General features: G+C 66.5%; 11 protein-coding genes and 4 pseudogenes. 5 read left to right on the forward strand and 10 right to left on the reverse strand.

The features are described from left to right. Nucleotides 1-132: 132 nt before the first annotated feature. The 6 genes and pseudogenes from GJ629_RS04260 to sdhC form a co-directional block, all read right to left on the reverse strand. A pseudogene (locus GJ629_RS04260) lies at nt 133-1,961 on the reverse strand (FAD-binding protein). A 135-nt stretch (nt 1,962-2,096) separates the two neighbouring features. Beyond that, on the reverse strand, nt 2,097-3,785 hold the full coding sequence (locus tag GJ629_RS04265; RefSeq protein WP_370515786.1) for a NosD domain-containing protein: 1,689 nt from the start codon (nt 3,783-3,785) through the stop codon (nt 2,097-2,099). Further along, on the reverse strand, nt 3,701-4,300 hold the full coding sequence (locus tag GJ629_RS16020) for a hypothetical protein (protein WP_197428421.1): 600 nt from the start codon (nt 4,298-4,300) through the stop codon (nt 3,701-3,703). Before GJ629_RS16020 ends, GJ629_RS04265 begins: the two co-directional genes overlap by 85 nt. Nucleotides 4,301-4,514: 214 nt before the next feature. Next, entirely contained in the window at nt 4,515-5,402 is an 888-nt protein-coding gene (locus tag GJ629_RS04270; RefSeq protein ID WP_157511901.1) for a succinate dehydrogenase/fumarate reductase iron-sulfur subunit, read from the reverse strand. 1 nt (nt 5,403) lies between these two features. Continuing rightward, entirely contained in the window at nt 5,404-5,766 is a 363-nt protein-coding gene (locus tag GJ629_RS04275) for a succinate dehydrogenase hydrophobic membrane anchor subunit (RefSeq protein ID WP_157511902.1), read from the reverse strand. 1 nt (nt 5,767) lies between these two features. Beyond that, nucleotides 5,768-6,160, reverse strand: coding sequence for a succinate dehydrogenase, cytochrome b556 subunit (sdhC, locus tag GJ629_RS04280; protein WP_157511903.1), 393 nt, complete (start codon nt 6,158-6,160; stop codon nt 5,768-5,770). A gap of 213 nt (nt 6,161-6,373) precedes the next feature. Here sdhC and GJ629_RS04285 point away from each other — a divergent pair, with 213 nt between their 5' ends. Beyond that, nucleotides 6,374-8,122 (forward strand): alpha-glucosidase, encoded by a 1,749-nt coding sequence (locus GJ629_RS04285; RefSeq protein ID WP_157511904.1) that lies wholly within the window; start codon nt 6,374-6,376, stop codon nt 8,120-8,122. On the opposite strand, the gene GJ629_RS04290 is transcribed toward GJ629_RS04285, so the two are convergent. The 4 genes and pseudogenes from GJ629_RS04290 to GJ629_RS04305 all read right to left on the reverse strand — a co-directional run bounded on the left by GJ629_RS04290 (nt 8,110) and on the right by GJ629_RS04305 (nt 10,362). Beyond that, nucleotides 8,110-8,349 carry a hypothetical protein gene (locus GJ629_RS04290; protein ID WP_157511905.1) on the reverse strand — a complete coding sequence of 80 codons (240 nt, stop codon included), beginning with the start codon at nt 8,347-8,349 and terminating at the stop codon, nt 8,110-8,112. The genes GJ629_RS04285 and GJ629_RS04290 overlap by 13 nt on opposite strands. Nucleotides 8,350-8,368: 19 nt before the next feature. Then, complete coding sequence (locus tag GJ629_RS04295) at nt 8,369-8,758, reverse strand: nuclear transport factor 2 family protein (RefSeq protein WP_157511906.1); 390 nt, start codon at nt 8,756-8,758, stop codon at nt 8,369-8,371. Nucleotides 8,759-8,834: 76 nt separating this feature from the next. Beyond that, nucleotides 8,835-9,380, reverse strand: a complete 546-nt coding sequence (locus GJ629_RS04300; RefSeq protein ID WP_157511908.1) for a hypothetical protein — start codon at nt 9,378-9,380, stop codon at nt 8,835-8,837. A 47-nt stretch (nt 9,381-9,427) separates the two neighbouring features. After that, nucleotides 9,428-10,362, reverse strand: a pseudogene (locus GJ629_RS04305) (thiamine-phosphate synthase family protein). A 110-nt stretch (nt 10,363-10,472) separates the two neighbouring features. Here GJ629_RS04305 and tenA point away from each other — a divergent pair. From tenA to GJ629_RS04325, 4 genes and pseudogenes are all read left to right on the forward strand, one after another. After that, nucleotides 10,473-11,131, forward strand: a pseudogene (gene tenA, locus GJ629_RS04310) (thiaminase II). Continuing rightward, the gene (locus GJ629_RS04315; protein ID WP_370515785.1) at nt 11,128-11,808 is read left to right on the forward strand and encodes a TenA family protein; all 681 of its coding nucleotides are present in this window, start codon (nt 11,128-11,130) and stop codon (nt 11,806-11,808) included. Before tenA ends, GJ629_RS04315 begins: the two are co-directional and overlap by 4 nt. Continuing rightward, nucleotides 11,801-13,317, forward strand: a pseudogene (locus GJ629_RS17885) (sodium:proline symporter). Before GJ629_RS04315 ends, GJ629_RS17885 begins: the two are co-directional and overlap by 8 nt. A 161-nt stretch (nt 13,318-13,478) precedes the next feature. Next, nucleotides 13,479-13,976 (forward strand): hypothetical protein, encoded by a 498-nt coding sequence (locus GJ629_RS04325; RefSeq protein ID WP_157511907.1) that lies wholly within the window; start codon nt 13,479-13,481, stop codon nt 13,974-13,976. Nucleotides 13,977-14,151 lie beyond the last annotated feature (175 nt).

Genomic DNA, 14,151 nt, shown 5'->3' on the forward strand with positions numbered 1-14,151 from the left:
CGATACCCACGCCGCTGCGGGCAGCCGAGGTGGTCGTCTCACTGCTGGCGAGCGAAGCAGGCCAGCAGCCTTTTTCACCAAGTTTTTGGGTGGGAAGGGACGCCAGCGGCGTCTCTCCGACGGAACAGTGGGTTAGTAGGACCGCTCTTTCGGTTCGTAGACTTGGTCGTCGCCTTCGAGTTCGACGGGTTTGTAGTACAGTTCGGGTTCGCCGTCGTTCCAGGCGAGCATCGTGTGTTTGATCCACTCGTCGTCCTTGCGCTCTTGGTGCTCTTTGCGCCAGTGGGCGCCGCGGAACTCCGTCCGGGCGAGCGCACCCGCGGCGATGGCTTCGGCGAGGTCGATGATGTTCCGGGTCTCGATGGTGTGGATCAGGTCGGTGTTGAACGTCCGGGAGGGGTCGGCGACGGCGACGTCTTGGTACTCCCGGCGGGCCTGCTGGAGTTCCTCCAGCGCCTGCTTGAGGTTGCCCTCCTCGCGGAAGACGTTCACGAAGTCCGTCATCGTCTCCTGGACGTCGGCCCGGACCTCGGCGTGGTTGATGCCGTCGCTCTCTAGCAGTTCCTCCACGCGGTCACGTTCGCGCTGGACGGCGTCCTGCAGGACGGATTCGGGTTCGGCCACAGCACCCCCGTCCGCGACGGCGTCGTCTTGGGCGTCCTCCAGCATCCCGGGCGTGACCGAGGCGTCGAGTTCGCCAGCTTCGCTCTTGGCGGAGGGGCCGGTGTCGATGCGCGCGGCGGCCATATCGCCGCCGGCGGCGTGCTTGCCGGCGCGGGCGCGAAGACGAGCAGTTCGGGGAGGGCGTTGCCGCCCAGTCGGTTCGCGCCGTGCAGCGAGACGCAGGCGGTCTCGCCCGCCGCGTAGAGGCCCTCGACACAGGTCTCGCCGTTCTCGTTGCACTCGATGCCACCCATCGCGTAGTGCTGGCCGGGTTTGACCGGCATCGGTTCGTCGAGGCCGTCGACGCCCTCGAAGTCCTCCGCGAGGTGGAGAATGTTCTCCAAGCGGTCGAGGATACGCTCCTCGCCGAGGTGGCGCATATCGAGGTGGACGTACTCGTCCTCGATACCGCGGCCCTCGTTGACCTCGGTGAGTTCCGCCCGGGAGACCACGTCACGGGAGGCGAGTTCGCCGTCGTTGTTCGCGTAGCCGTGTTCGAACATGAACCGCTCCTCGTTGTCGTTGTAGAGGATGCCGCCCTCGCCGCGGACGCCCTCGGAGATAAGGACGCCCGTCGAGGGGAGTGTCGTCGGGTGGAACTGGATCATCTCCATGTCCTCGAGGGGGACGCCGGCGCGGTAGGCCATCGCGGCCCCGTCGCCGGTGTTGGCGACGGCGTTGGTGGTGTGGTCGTACACCTGCCCGAGGCCGCCGGTGGCGAGGATGACGCCGTTCTGGGCTCGGAACCCTTCGACCTCGCCGGACTTGATGTCGTAGGCGACACAGCCGTGGCAGGTCCGTTCCTCGGGGTCGTCCTCGTCGGTGACCGCGAGGTTCATCACGTACCACTCGTCGAAGACGTCGATGCCGCGCTTGACGACCTGCTCGTACATCGTGTGCAGGAGGTGGTGGCCCGTCTCGGCACCGGCGTAGGTCGTCCGCGGGAAGGATAGTCCGCCGAACGGGCGCTGGGAGACGCGGCCGTCGTCCTCGCGGGAGAAGGGCATCCCCCAGTGTTCGAGTTGGACGACCTCTTTCGGGGCGTCCTTGGCGAAGGTGTCGACGGCGGGAGCGTCGCTGAGGTAGTCCGCCCCTTTCATCGTGTCGTAGGCGTGGAGCTCCCAGTCGTCGCCCTCCCGGAGTGCGGCGTTGATGCCGCCCTCGGCCGCGCCGGTGTGGCTACGGACCGGGTGGAGTTTCGTGACGAGGGCAACGTCGGCGCCCTCCTCGTGCGCTGCGATGGCCGCCCGGAGACCGGCGCCGCCCGCGCCGACCACGATAACGTCGTATTCGTACATAGGTTGGTGAGTGTTGGCGAGGCTTAGGACCGGGTGTACTTCAACGTCGGTGTTGTCTCCCCGCGGTCCCGACCCGCTCGTTGTGTCTCTTCTTGGCAATCGGGGGCCAAATGTCCACCGACACGCGCTGTTCGGTCAGTTCAGCTCGTTGAACAACTGGAGGGCGTCGAACAGCGTCCCGGCCTGCCCGTCGCCGTCGAAGTCGAAACGAGTCGGATTGTTCTCGATCGCGTCCGTGTTGCGGTTGTTGTAGTATGCCAACGCGTCGAAGAGGTCACCGTCGCCGTCACCGTCGATATCCTCCAGTTGCGGGTCGTCGTCGAGATTCGTCGGCGGGTTCGCCTGTCCCGGGATGGACGGCACCGGGTCGGCGACGGTGACGGTCCGCGTCAGAGCGTCGCGATTGCCCTCGCTGTCGGTCACGACGAGCGTCACCGCGTACTCGCCGGCCGTGGCGAAGGCGTATTCGAGCGTCTGTCCGTCGGCATCTCTCGATCCGTCGCCGTCTACGTCCCACGCGTAGTCCACGATGTCGCCGGCGGAGTCACTGGCATCGAAGGTCACGTTCGCCCCCGGTTCGACTGGACCTGCGGGCAGCGCAAACGCCGCGTCGGTGTCGTACGGCAACTCGAAGATACCGACCGTCTGTCTATCCCCGATGTCGTCGGCGCTCGTGGTGACGGTGTTGTTCGCGGTGTCGAGCGTCGACAGGAGTATCGGCGCCCACTCCGTCCCGCCGTGGGACCAGAGTTTGAGTTTGTCCTCCGCGACGGCGCTCAGGTCGCCGTCCTCGTAGTGCATCGTCAGGTCGACTGACCCCTGTCCGCTCGTGTTCGAGACGTTGACGAAGCGGCCGATGCCCGTCGCCGAGGGGTTCGCGGGCGCGCTGTCGGCCACCTCGACGCTGACGTTCCGGCCGCCGAACGAGACCACGGTGTTCGCGGCAGTGGAGTCGCCGATGTCGACGCTCTCGACGACGTTCCCGGTCGAGTTGGTTATCCGAGCGACCCACTTCCCGGAGTCGGTATCCCGGACCGTGTGATCGCTGAGCGTGTTGTTCTCCGAGCCCTCGGTGATGTTGATGGCGCCCCAGCTATTCTGGATGGTGTTGTTCCGAAGCGAGTTGTTGTCGGCGGATTCGAGGAGCAGTCCCAGCGGCGGCGAGAACAGCCCCGGTTCGGGCGCGTTGACGACGGTGTTGTTCACGACCGTATTCCGAACCGTCGACGCCAGTCGGATGCCGACCTCGTTCGAGCGATTCACGCGGTTGTTCGCCACGACGATGCCGCCGCCGTCGCTGCTTGCGGGGTGCCGGACGTTGATGCCGTACCGCTCGCTCAGTTTGACGAGGTTCTCCTCGACGACCACCTCCGATGACTTGTGGACGCTGATACCGTCGCTGCCTATCGAGTCGGTGACGGTGTTGTCCCTGATCACCGCGTTCGACACGTAGCTAGTCGATATCCCGGCGTCGTTGCCGTCGAGGACGTTACCAGTCACCGAGTAGTTCTCGCCGGATTGGGAGAGGTAGACACCCGTCCCCGCGTTGCCCGAGACGACGTTGTCCTCGATTGCGACGTTCGACCCGGAGCCGATGCCGATTCCCGCGCCGTTGCCGCCGGTGATGGTGTTGTTCCGGAACACGTTCCAGTTCGATCCGAAGGCGAGGCGCACGCCCTCCTCGCCGGCCGTCCCGGCCGACAGGACGGTGTTCTCGGTGAACGCGTTGTACCTGCTGTTCATATACCGGACGGCCCGTCCGTCCGTTCTTCGGATGGTGTTCCCGGTGAACGTGTTGTTGTCCGCACGGTTCCGCAGGAACAGCGCCTCGTTTTTCGTGTCTTGGCGAGGACGTCCGTCACCGCCATCTCCGAGGCGTTGTCGAGCCACACCCCTCGGTCGCCGAACTCGACGGTGACGCCGGTAATCGTCCCGTCGACGACACTGTCGTACCGCACCGCCCCGCCGATGTTCCCGAACCCGTTCCACGCCCACCCGCTGAGGCGAACGTCCCTGACGGTGACGTTCTCAAGTGTCGTCTCACCGGCGACGTAGATGCCCGCTTTGCTGTCGATTCGGCTGTCGTTCACCGTCTCCGTTCCGGTGATCGTGTGTCCGTATCCGTCGAAGACGACGTTACTCGCCGTGATTTCGATACACGTCTCGTTGTCCGAGAGGTCGTTCGACAGCGCGTAGTGGCCCGGTTGGTCGATGGTCTGGCACGACGCTATCGGCGTCGCCTCGCCCTCTGTCTCGTCCGCCGTCACCGGCGACGTTGCCAGCAACGCCACCGCGAGCACTGCACACACTGCGATCAGCCACGGCCGGCCGCGACTCATCGAACCCACTCCCGACTGGCCGCTACGTTCGACGGCGTCGATTCGGCTCTCGATATCCCCGCGTCGGTGTTCGGATGCATATGTACTGGTCGCGCGGGATGCTGACCCCACCGCGTGGTCGTCCCACGCCTGTTTCGACCGGAGTATCTCGGTGGACCACTATAATAGTTGTCGCGCAGAAATCAAAATAGGCGGTCAGATCACTGGAACAACACTACCAGAATTTCAAGTTGTTCTTGACGGCTTCGCGCTTGAGTTCCTGGATGTGTTCGGTCAGTGGGATGTCCTTCGGACAGACCTCGGTACAGGAGAACTGGGTCTGACAGCGCCAGACGCCGTGTTCCTGCTCGACGATGCGCATCCGTTCTTCCTTGCGGTCCTCACCCTCCCGTTCGTCCATCGCGAAGCGGTAGGCCTTGTTGATGGCCGCGGGGCCGAGGTACTCGTTGTCCCCGGCGGCGATGTTACAGGAGGACATACAGGCGCCACACCAGATACAGCGGGTGGACATCTTGATCTTCTCGCGGTTCTGGCGGTCCTGGCGCTGTTCCTCCAGTTCGTCGTCGGGCAACTCGTCGGCGTCGAAGAAGGGTTCGACCGCCTCCATCTGATCGTAGAAGTGCTCCATGTCGACGACGAGGTCCTTGACGACTTCGGCGTGGGGGAGCGGTTCGATACGGACCGGGCCGTCGAGGTCGGCGAGTTGGGTCTTACAGCCCAGACGCTGGCGGCCGTTGACGAACAGGGCGTCCGAGCCACAGATGGCCTGCTGACAGGAGTGTCGGAAGGTCAGCGAGGAGTCGTAGTGGTCCCGGGCGTAGATGAGGGCGTCTAACACCGTCATCCCCTTGTGGAAGGGTACCACGAAGGTGTCGAAGCGTGGCTCCTCCTTCTCGGGCACCTCGGGGTCGAAGCGGAACACCTTCAGTTTCACCGTCTCCTCGTCGTCCAGGGACTCCTCGGCGGCCTGGCGTTGGGCTTCCCGGTCGGCCTTGCGAGCGGCTTTCTCGTCCAGCCGACGCTGTTGATGGCTGCTGGTCTCCGTCTCGATAGCGGTCTCCTCGCTCGATTCCTCGGTCTGTTTCTGTTTTTGTGTACTCATATTAGATCCCTGCCATAGCGAGTGCGACGCGGATTCCCTGCACGATCAGGAGGATGCCCGACAGCGCCAGCACGCCGCCGACGACTTTCTTCTGGGTACCTTCGAGGCCCTGATTGACCAGTGCGTTGTAGACGCCGTTGACGCCGTGGAACGTCGCCGCGACGAGGAACAGCACCATCGTTGCGAAGTAGCCCACTTGACTCATCCGTGCCTGTGTGCCGGCGAAGGTGATCTCGGCGGCGTGGTTGACAAAGTGCAACAGGAAAAAGTGGAACGCGAGCGTTCCGATGAGGAACACGGCTGTCAGCCGCTGGAGCAACCAGCGACGGCCGCCTCGCTCGAAGGAGCTGTAGTGTTCGGCCATCTCAGACCGCCCCCGCGAGGAACGTCGGGACGCTGGCGACGGTTATCGCGCCCGTCAAGATCAGCGACGCGTAGAAGCTCCGGTCCTGTGAGGTGAGGCCGACGCCGAGGTCCACGAACAGCAGTCGGACGCCGTTGAGGATGTGGAAGACGGCCACCGCCAGCAGGCCGACTTCGAGCAGTCGGACGATCAGCAGGCTCTCCAGCGTCCTGATCGTTCCGGTGTAGGCCGCCGCCCCGGATGTCGCGGTACTCAACACGGCGATGTGCGTAAAGAGGTAGCCGACGAGGACCCAGCCGGTGAACTTGTGGAAGATCCACGCCCACATCCCGGCCGAGAACTCCCGCCACCGTCCGAAGTCCTCGACGGCCCCTCGGTTGTAACGCTGACTCATACCCGGTGCCAAGGGGCGGTGTGGTTTATTTGTTGTCGTTGGCCCCGCGTTCCGACCCGACTCACTCTCTCGACCCTGCATATATCCCAGTATCGCCCGCTATTTCCGTAAATACGTGGTAGAATTCTGGCGGAATATAGTCGGTAAGCACTCTATTCGGGGTCGGATCGCCAAATATAATGCCGGTGGTCGGCAACCGGGAGTGACACTCACATGGCACAGGACACTCCCGAACGCGAGTGGTGGAAAGAAGCCGTCGTCTACCAGATCTATCCGCGGAGTTTCAACGACGCCGACGGGGACGGCGTGGGTGACATCCCCGGTGTCATCGAGAAGGTCGAGTACCTCGACGAACTCGGCGTCGACGTGGTCTGGCTCTGTCCGGTGTACGACTCGCCCAACGCGGACAACGGTTACGACATCCGCGACTACCGGGCGATTATGGACGAGATGGGGACGATGGACGACTGGGAGCGTCTGCTGGAGGAGGTCCACAGCCGCGATATGCGGCTGATTATGGATATGGTCCTCAACCACACCTCGGACGAACACGAGTGGTTCCTCAAGTCCAAAGAGCGCGACAGCGAGTACAGCGACTACTACTACTGGCGCGACGGCGAACACGGCGGCAACCCGAACAACTGGACGTCTATCTTCGGCGGCGACGCCTGGAAGTACGACGAGGTCCGCGAGCAGTACTACCTCCACATCTTCGACGAGAAGCAACCGGACCTGAACTGGCGCAACGAGGACGTCCGGCAGGACGTCTACGAGATGCTGGACTGGTGGCTCCGCAAGGGCATCGACGGCTTCCGACTGGACGTGATCAACCTCATCTCCAAGACCGAGGGCCTGCCCGACGGCGAACCCAACCCCGGCTGGACTGGGTGGGAACACGTCATCAACGGCCCGCGCGTCCACGAGTACATCCGCGAGATGTACGACGAGGTGCTGTCGAACTACGACATCATGACCGTCGCGGAGATGCCCGGGTGTGGCGTCGCCGACGCCCAGCAGTACTGCGGCGAGGACGGCGACGGCCTGAACATGATCGTCCACTTCGAACACGCCGACATCCCCTACGCCCCCGGCGGGAAGTGGGACTTAGACGACGTGGACATCCACCCCGCGGACCTCCCCGAGGTGGCGGAGCCGGACGACCACTTCAACCACTGGGACCTCAACGAACTCCGGGACGTGCTGACCCGCTGGCAGGTCGGACTCGAAGGCGAGGGGTGGAACGCGAACTACCTCGGCAACCACGACCACCCGCGGACCGTCTCGCGGTTCGGCGACGACGGCGAGTACCGCGAGAAATCCGCGAAGATGCTCGCCACCCTCCAGTTCACCCTGAAGGGCACCCCCTTCATCTATCAGGGCGAGGAGATAGGGATGACCAACGTCGAGTGGAACGACTTCGACGAGTTGCGCGACGTCGAGGCCATCCAGCAGAGCGAGGAACTGATGGAGCGTCACGGCGTGAACTTCGAGGCCATCCGCCACGTCGTCAAACACCGGAGCCGCGACAACGCCCGGACCCCGATGCAGTGGTCCGACGCCGACAACGCCGGCTTCACCGACGGCGACCCGTGGATCAAGGTCAACCCCAACCACGAGTCGATCAACGTCGCGGAGGCCCGCGAGGCCGAGGACTCCATCTGGGCGTACTATCAGGATCTGATCGACCTCCGCGAGGCCGAGGACACCCTCGTCTACGGGGAGTACCACCTGCTGTACGAGGACCACCCGGACATCTACGCCTACGTCCGCGCGGACGACGACGACCGTATCCTCGTCGTGTTGAACTGCTTCGGTGCCGATATGACCTTCCACCTCCCGGACCATCTGGACGGCAGCGATGCCGAACTCCTCCTCACGAACAACGAGGACCCCGACAGCGTCTCGACGGACCTCGACGAACTCGACCTCCCGCCGTACGAGGCGCGGGTCTACCGCCTGTAGGATCCCTCGTCGTTGGGGTCCCGATAGGCGTCGGCGTCGGGAAAGATGTACCACGCCAGCGCGGCTCCCAACGCCGTCCCGAGGGCGAACGCGCCGCCGACGACGGCCAGCGACCCGCCGCCCCGGAAGGCGACGATTGCCATCGAGACGCCGACGAGTACCGCGATACCGATCTTGAGCCGTCGCAACTGCGTGGCGCGTTCGTCGGTCGTTATCGGACCGACCATCAGCGCCGCTCCCGGGCCGTCACAGTGCCTCCGTCGTCGAGACGTGCATCGAGACGAACCGCCACCCGCCGCCGCCGCGTTCGAGCGCGCCGCTCCAGCGGGTATCGTAGTCGTGGTCGGTGCCGTCCGCGTCGGTCCAAGAGAGTGCCACGACATCGGTGAACCACGCGTAACTCTCCCGTTCGGCGACCTGCAGGTCGTCGCTGTCGACCGACCAGTCCTCGGTCGTCGCCGTCTGGTCGGCCAGTCCCGTCACGACGCTGTCGTAGCCGTCGAGAAACTCCCAGAGGCCGAACTTCGCCACGTCGGGGTCCTCCGCGAAGAACGGGCCCAGTGGCTCGCCCGCCTCCAGTGCCTCGTAGTACGCTTCGACGGTGTCGGCCGCGCTGTCGGCGTCCTCGCCGGTCATTACAGGAGTCGCCGGCCGGCAGGGGCTTAAGCGGGTCGGAACCGGCAGGGCCGGGCACCGGTCGCTGGTCGAGCGCTCAGTAAAATCCGCGTGAGACGTTCTCGTCGACGAGGTCCTCTAGTTCGGCGTCGAGCAACGTCTCGGCCTCCTCGAAGGTGTCCGAGAGGGCGTCCATCCCGTCGGGGCGGTCGTCCATCTCGTAGTCCATCGGCCCGTAGGCAGGGCTGTCGAGGGTGTCCATCACGTCCTCGAACAGCGCTTGGGGCGTCGTCGGCGCGTCGGCGTGGGCCTCGATCACCGACGCCAGATCCGACGCCTTCTCCTCGGCGTCGTCCTCGTCCTCGGGCGGTTGCTGGACGCCGAACAGCCCCGACCCTTCCTCGGGAAAGAGGGGGTCGACGTCGTCGTCGACTTTCCGGGCGACGCGTGACCCGACGCCCTGTACCTCGTAGGGGTTCTTCGCGTACGTCTTCAACTGGTAGACGCCGTTCGCGGGGTGGGCGAGATAGAGGTCCTCGCCGATGCCGTTCCGGCGGTCGCCGCCCACCGCCCGCCACCCGTCGGGGTCGCTGTTGCTCTCGACGACGTCTTCGAGGATGTCCTGCCAGTCACGGACGCGCATACTCGCCAGTAGCGGTTCGGACAGAATCAAGATGTCGCTTCCGGCCATCACTCGCGTTCGACGCGGTCGAGCAGTTCGGCCGTTCGCTCGACGGCGTCGACGGCGCCGGTCCCGAGGACGTACGTCATCGGTTCGACGGCGAAATCGCCGCGGTTGAAGATGACTCTCGGGACCGCCCCGCCCTCGCTCGCGCGGTCGAACAAAGACCGGAGCGTCTCCCGGCGGTCCTCGTAGCCGGCGTCGAACTCGACAGGGTCGAACCCGGCCTCGCGGGCGGCGTCGAGGAGACCATCCGAGGTCCGGAGGTTCAGCGCCCCGCGGACCGAGGGGTCGACGACCGGGCGACGAGGATAGTCGTGGCGACGTGCTGGGACCCGCCGAACTCCGGGTTCGACGGCACGTTCACGCGGCCGCGCATCGCGTGCAACCGGCCCGGGACGGCCGCGACGTCGGTGACGCCTTCGGCGTCGGGCAGGGCCATCCCGACGTTGGTCCCGACGTTCGGGACGTGGGCGGTGGCCGCCGAGAGCGCCGCGAACTGCCTGACGCCCCGCCGGACGTTCGACAGCACGGCCCGTTCGGTCTCGACGCGTTCGTCTTGCCCGCGGACACAGAGGTCACAGCCCACTCCCTGCAGCGACGGCATCGCCGCCTCGTGGAGTTCACATATCGGCCCGCGGTCCTCGAGGGCCTCGATCAGCGCGAGCAACTCCGCGAGCGCCTCGTAGTCGTCCATCTCGCCGTCGGCGAACCCGTCGGCGATGCGCTCGACGGTCGCCGTCACCCGGTCGTCATCGGCGATCAGCGGTTCGACCGGGGCGTCCCCGCGGAGGTACTTGCTGACCGCGGCTTGGGTGACGCCGAGGCGGTCTGCTATCTCCTGTTGGGTGAACGACCGCCGGTCCAGCGCCCGGGCGAGTTCGACCCGGAGCGTCGGCAGCACCTCCTCGACGACGATCTCGCCCGGTAACTGCAACGTCATTGCCCGTCGGTTGGGCACACCGCCTAAAGGTGGTTGTGCCTCGCCTCGACCGCGGTAATAATGCAGTTGTATCAGTAAGTTATATTTCGGATCGGTCGCAATCGTCGCGTATGGCATTCACCGACGAACTGGACGCCGACCGCTACTGGACGGCGATGGTCGAGCACCCGATGGTCGAACAGTTGGGGGCCGGGACGCTGGATTCCGACCCGTTCGAGTACTGGGTCCGGCAGGACTACGTCTACCTCGTCGAGTACAGCCGCGTGTTCGCCCACGGCGCGGCGAACGCGTCGACGCTCTCCCGGATGGGGAAGTTCGCCGAGTTGCTCGACTCGACGCTCAACACCGAGATGGACCTCCACCGATCGTACGCCGCCGATATGGGCATCTCCGAGGCCGAACTGGAGGCGACCGAACCCTCGCCGACGACGCGGGCCTACACCGACTTCCTCGTCCGGACGGCGGCCACGGGGACGTTCGGCGACACCGTCGCGGCGTTGTTGCCCTGTATGTGGGGCTTTCACGCGACGGCCGAGCGACTGGCCGACCGGGGGAGGCCGGATCACGAGCAGTACGCCGAGTGGATAGACACCTACACGAGCGAGGAGTTCGCCGATCTCTCGGCGTGGTGTCGGGAGTTGCTGGACGAGGTGGCGCCGAGTCGACGGCGGCCGACCGCGAGCGCTACCGACGGCTGTTCGACACCTCCGCGAACTACGAGTACCGGTTCTGGGACGCGGCGTGGCGACAGGAGGGGTGGGACCTGTGAGCGAGCGGTTCACCGACCGGCTCCGGTCGGACGCGGAACCGACGTGGTCGGCGGCGACCGGTCACCGGTTCACCGAGGAAGTCGGGGCCGGGACCGTGCCGGACGCGGTGTTCGCCGAGTACCTCACACAGGACTACGCCTTCGTCGACGCGCTGGCGTCGCTGGTGGGGTACGCCGTCGCCCAAGCGCCGCGGTATCCGGCCAAACAGCGCCTCGGCGGCTTCCTCGCGACCATCGTCGACGAAGAGAGCGACTACTTCGAGCGGTCGTTCGACGCGCTGGGCGTCCCCGAGTCGGCGTGGACCGACCCACAGCGACGGCCGCCGACGCGGGCGTTCGCCGACCTGATTCACCGGGCTGGGGCCCGCGGCGGGTACGCCGAGACGCTGGCCGTCCTCGTCCCCGTCGAGTGGATATACGCCGAGTGGGCGAGCGCGGCCCCCGAGGGCCGACCCGAGCAGTTCTACCTCGCGGAGTGGGTCGCCCTCCACGACAATCCGGCGTTTCACGACACCGTCTCGTTCTTGCGGTCGGAACTGGACGCCGCCGCGGTCGGTGCGAGCGAAGCCCGGCGGGCCGAGATAGCACGGCTGTTCGACCGGGCCGTCGAACTGGAGGTGGCCTTCTTCGACGCCGCCTACGAGTACGCCGACGCGGAGGTGCCGGACGATGGCTGAGTCGCTGACGGTCCTCGGCCTGACGGCGGCGACGCTCGCGGCGTCGGCCGCGCTCGGACTGGCGTACAGCCGCGGCCGCGTCGACTCCGCCGAGTCGTTCGTCACCGCGCGCAACGCCGTCGGCCCGGGGATGTTGACGGCGACGCTCGTCGCGTCGGCGATGGGCGTGTGGATACTGTTCGCCCCGGCCGAGGCCGGCGCGCGCTTTGGCGGCCTCTCGGCGGCTATCGGCTACGCTGTCGGGTCGGCGCTCCCGCTGTTCGTCTACGCCGTCCTCGGGCCGCGCATCCGCCGGCTCATCCCAGAGGGCCACTCGCTGACGGAGTTCGCGCTGGCCCGCTACGGCCGCGCGATGTACGGGTTCGTCCTCCTCGTCTCGGTATTTTATATGTTCATCTTCCTCGCGGCCGAACTGGTGGCGATAACGAGCGCGCTGGGCATCGTCGGCGGCGTCCCCCGCTGGCAGACGGCGGTGCTGGTCGGCGGGTTCGCCCTCGTCTACACCGGCTACGGCGGCTTCTCGGCCAGCCTCGTCACCGACACCGTCCAGACGCTGCTCATCCTCCCCCTGCTGGCGCTGACTGCCGTCCTCGCGGTGTCGAGTGTCGGCGGACCGGCCAGCGCCCAGTCGGCCGTGCTGGCCACCGACCCGGCGCTGCTGGACCCCGGCCTCCTCCGTGGCGTCGAGTTCGGCATCTACACCTCGGTCGCCGTCCTCGGCGCGGAGATGCTCAACCAGAGTGGTGGCAGCGCATCTTTGCCGCCCGCGACGACGCGACGCTCCGCCGGTCGTTCCTCGTCGCCGGCGTGGCGAACTTCGCGCTGGTGTTGCTCGCCGGCTTGCTGGGCGTCCTCGCGGCCGGACAGATTTCGCTCGGCGAGGGCGGCTACGCGCCGGCGGTGGCGTACTTCGGGCTGATTCAGGAGACGCTGCCGTCGTGGGTCGCCCTCGCCGTCGCCCTGCTGGCGCTGTTGCTCGTCGTCTCGACGGTGGACACGCTGTTCAACGCCTTGGCGAGCATCGTCACCGCCGATCTCCCGCGACTGACCGGGGCCGAGGACACGGCGACGCTCACCGCCGTCGCGCGGGGGTTCACCGCCGTCGTCGCCGCCGGTGCGGTCGCGGTGAGCCTCCAGACGACGAGCGTCCTCGATCTGTTTTTCCTCGCCGACCTGCTCGCGGCGGCGGTGATGGTCCCGCTGTTGCTCGGGCTGTACTCCGAGCGTCACGGGCAGGCGGGCGCGCTGGCTGGCGGCGTCTCGGGACTGGTCGTCGGCGTCGCCTACTTCCCGCTCCCGCTGGTCCGCGGCCCGCTCTCGGCCCTCCCGCTCCCCCTGCCGACGCCCGGATTTCTCTACGCGTTCCTCGGCGCGGCGTTCGTCTCGACTATCGTCTCGGCGCTCGGCGTCGCCCTCCTGCCCGACGACTTCGACCTCGGGCGCCTCTCGACCGAGATCAGGCGACTTGGCGCGCCCGCGGCCGACGGCGGGGAGGTGACCGAGGAGTGAGCGCTATCGGTCCGACGGCGTTTGCCGTCCTGTTCTGGGCGCTCGTGGCCGTCGTCGTCGCTGCCTTCTGCTATGAGGTGTACGTCCTCGGGTCGGAGTTCCGGGCCGGCACCTGACGCTCGACCGGGGGGCTCTTGACGGGGCGGCCAGTAGCGGGCGGTATGGGCCCACCGTCGGGACGCCGCTGGGCGCTGGTCGTGTTCGGCACGCCGGCGCTGCTGGTCGGCCTCGTCGTCGCCGGGTACGCCGGCGCGTTCCTCGTCCCCGGCGGGCCCTGCCACGGTGGCGGCGACCTCGCCCCGCCAGACGCGGACGTGACCGTAGCGACCAACGGCTCGGCCGTCTCGGCTGTCCTCACGAACGGCACTATCGGCGGCCCGACCACAGACCGCGTCCGCGTGTTCGTCGAGGACGGCGAGAGCGACCGCCGAATCGCCCGCGAGTGGATCGGATCGAACGGGTCGCTCGAACGCGGCGACACCTTCTCGCTCACCGAGAGCGACATCGGGTTCGCCCTCTCGGACCGCGATAGGGTCACCGTCCGGTGGTACGGTGCCGACCCCGACGTGGCCGGGTTTTGCCCGAACGGCCGGACCTTCCGTGACCTCGCGGACACCCGCGTCGAGAACGCGAGCGTCGCTATCGACACCGGGAGCTGAGCCTATGATGCTCAAAAAAGAGTGAGAAGCGATAGAAAGCCCTCGGGCAGTTCCGGTCCCGCGGCTCGCTGTCGCCGGAATCGAAGAATTTCCGAGATGACGAGAGAGCTTCGCTCTCTCGGACCTCCGCGCTTCCCTCCGCTTCGCTTCCGGTGTAGTGCTTGCATTCGCCGGG

The sequence above is a fragment of the Halapricum sp. CBA1109 genome, from assembly GCF_009741825.1.
Lineage (GTDB): Archaea > Halobacteriota > Halobacteria > Halobacteriales > Haloarculaceae > Halapricum.

Bases quoted from the DNA above. Each gene is read 5' to 3' on its own strand.
- GJ629_RS04285 (WP_157511904.1), top strand. From the start codon at position 6,374: ATGGCACAGGACACTCCCGAACGCGAGTGGTGGAAAGAAGCCGTCGTC.
- GJ629_RS04300 (WP_157511908.1), bottom strand. From the start codon at position 9,380: ATGCGCGTCCGTGACTGGCAGGACATCCTCGAAGACGTCGTCGAGAGC.
- GJ629_RS04325 (WP_157511907.1), top strand. From the start codon at position 13,479: ATGGGCCCACCGTCGGGACGCCGCTGGGCGCTGGTCGTGTTCGGCACG.
- GJ629_RS16020 (WP_197428421.1), bottom strand. From the start codon at position 4,300: ATGAGTCGCGGCCGGCCGTGGCTGATCGCAGTGTGTGCAGTGCTCGCG.
- GJ629_RS04275 (WP_157511902.1), bottom strand. From the start codon at position 5,766: ATGGCCGAACACTACAGCTCCTTCGAGCGAGGCGGCCGTCGCTGGTTG.
- GJ629_RS04270 (WP_157511901.1), bottom strand. From the start codon at position 5,402: ATGAGTACACAAAAACAGAAACAGACCGAGGAATCGAGCGAGGAGACC.
- GJ629_RS04295 (WP_157511906.1), bottom strand. From the start codon at position 8,758: ATGACCGGCGAGGACGCCGACAGCGCGGCCGACACCGTCGAAGCGTAC.
- sdhC (WP_157511903.1), bottom strand. From the start codon at position 6,160: ATGAGTCAGCGTTACAACCGAGGGGCCGTCGAGGACTTCGGACGGTGG.
- GJ629_RS04290 (WP_157511905.1), bottom strand. From the start codon at position 8,349: ATGGTCGGTCCGATAACGACCGACGAACGCGCCACGCAGTTGCGACGG.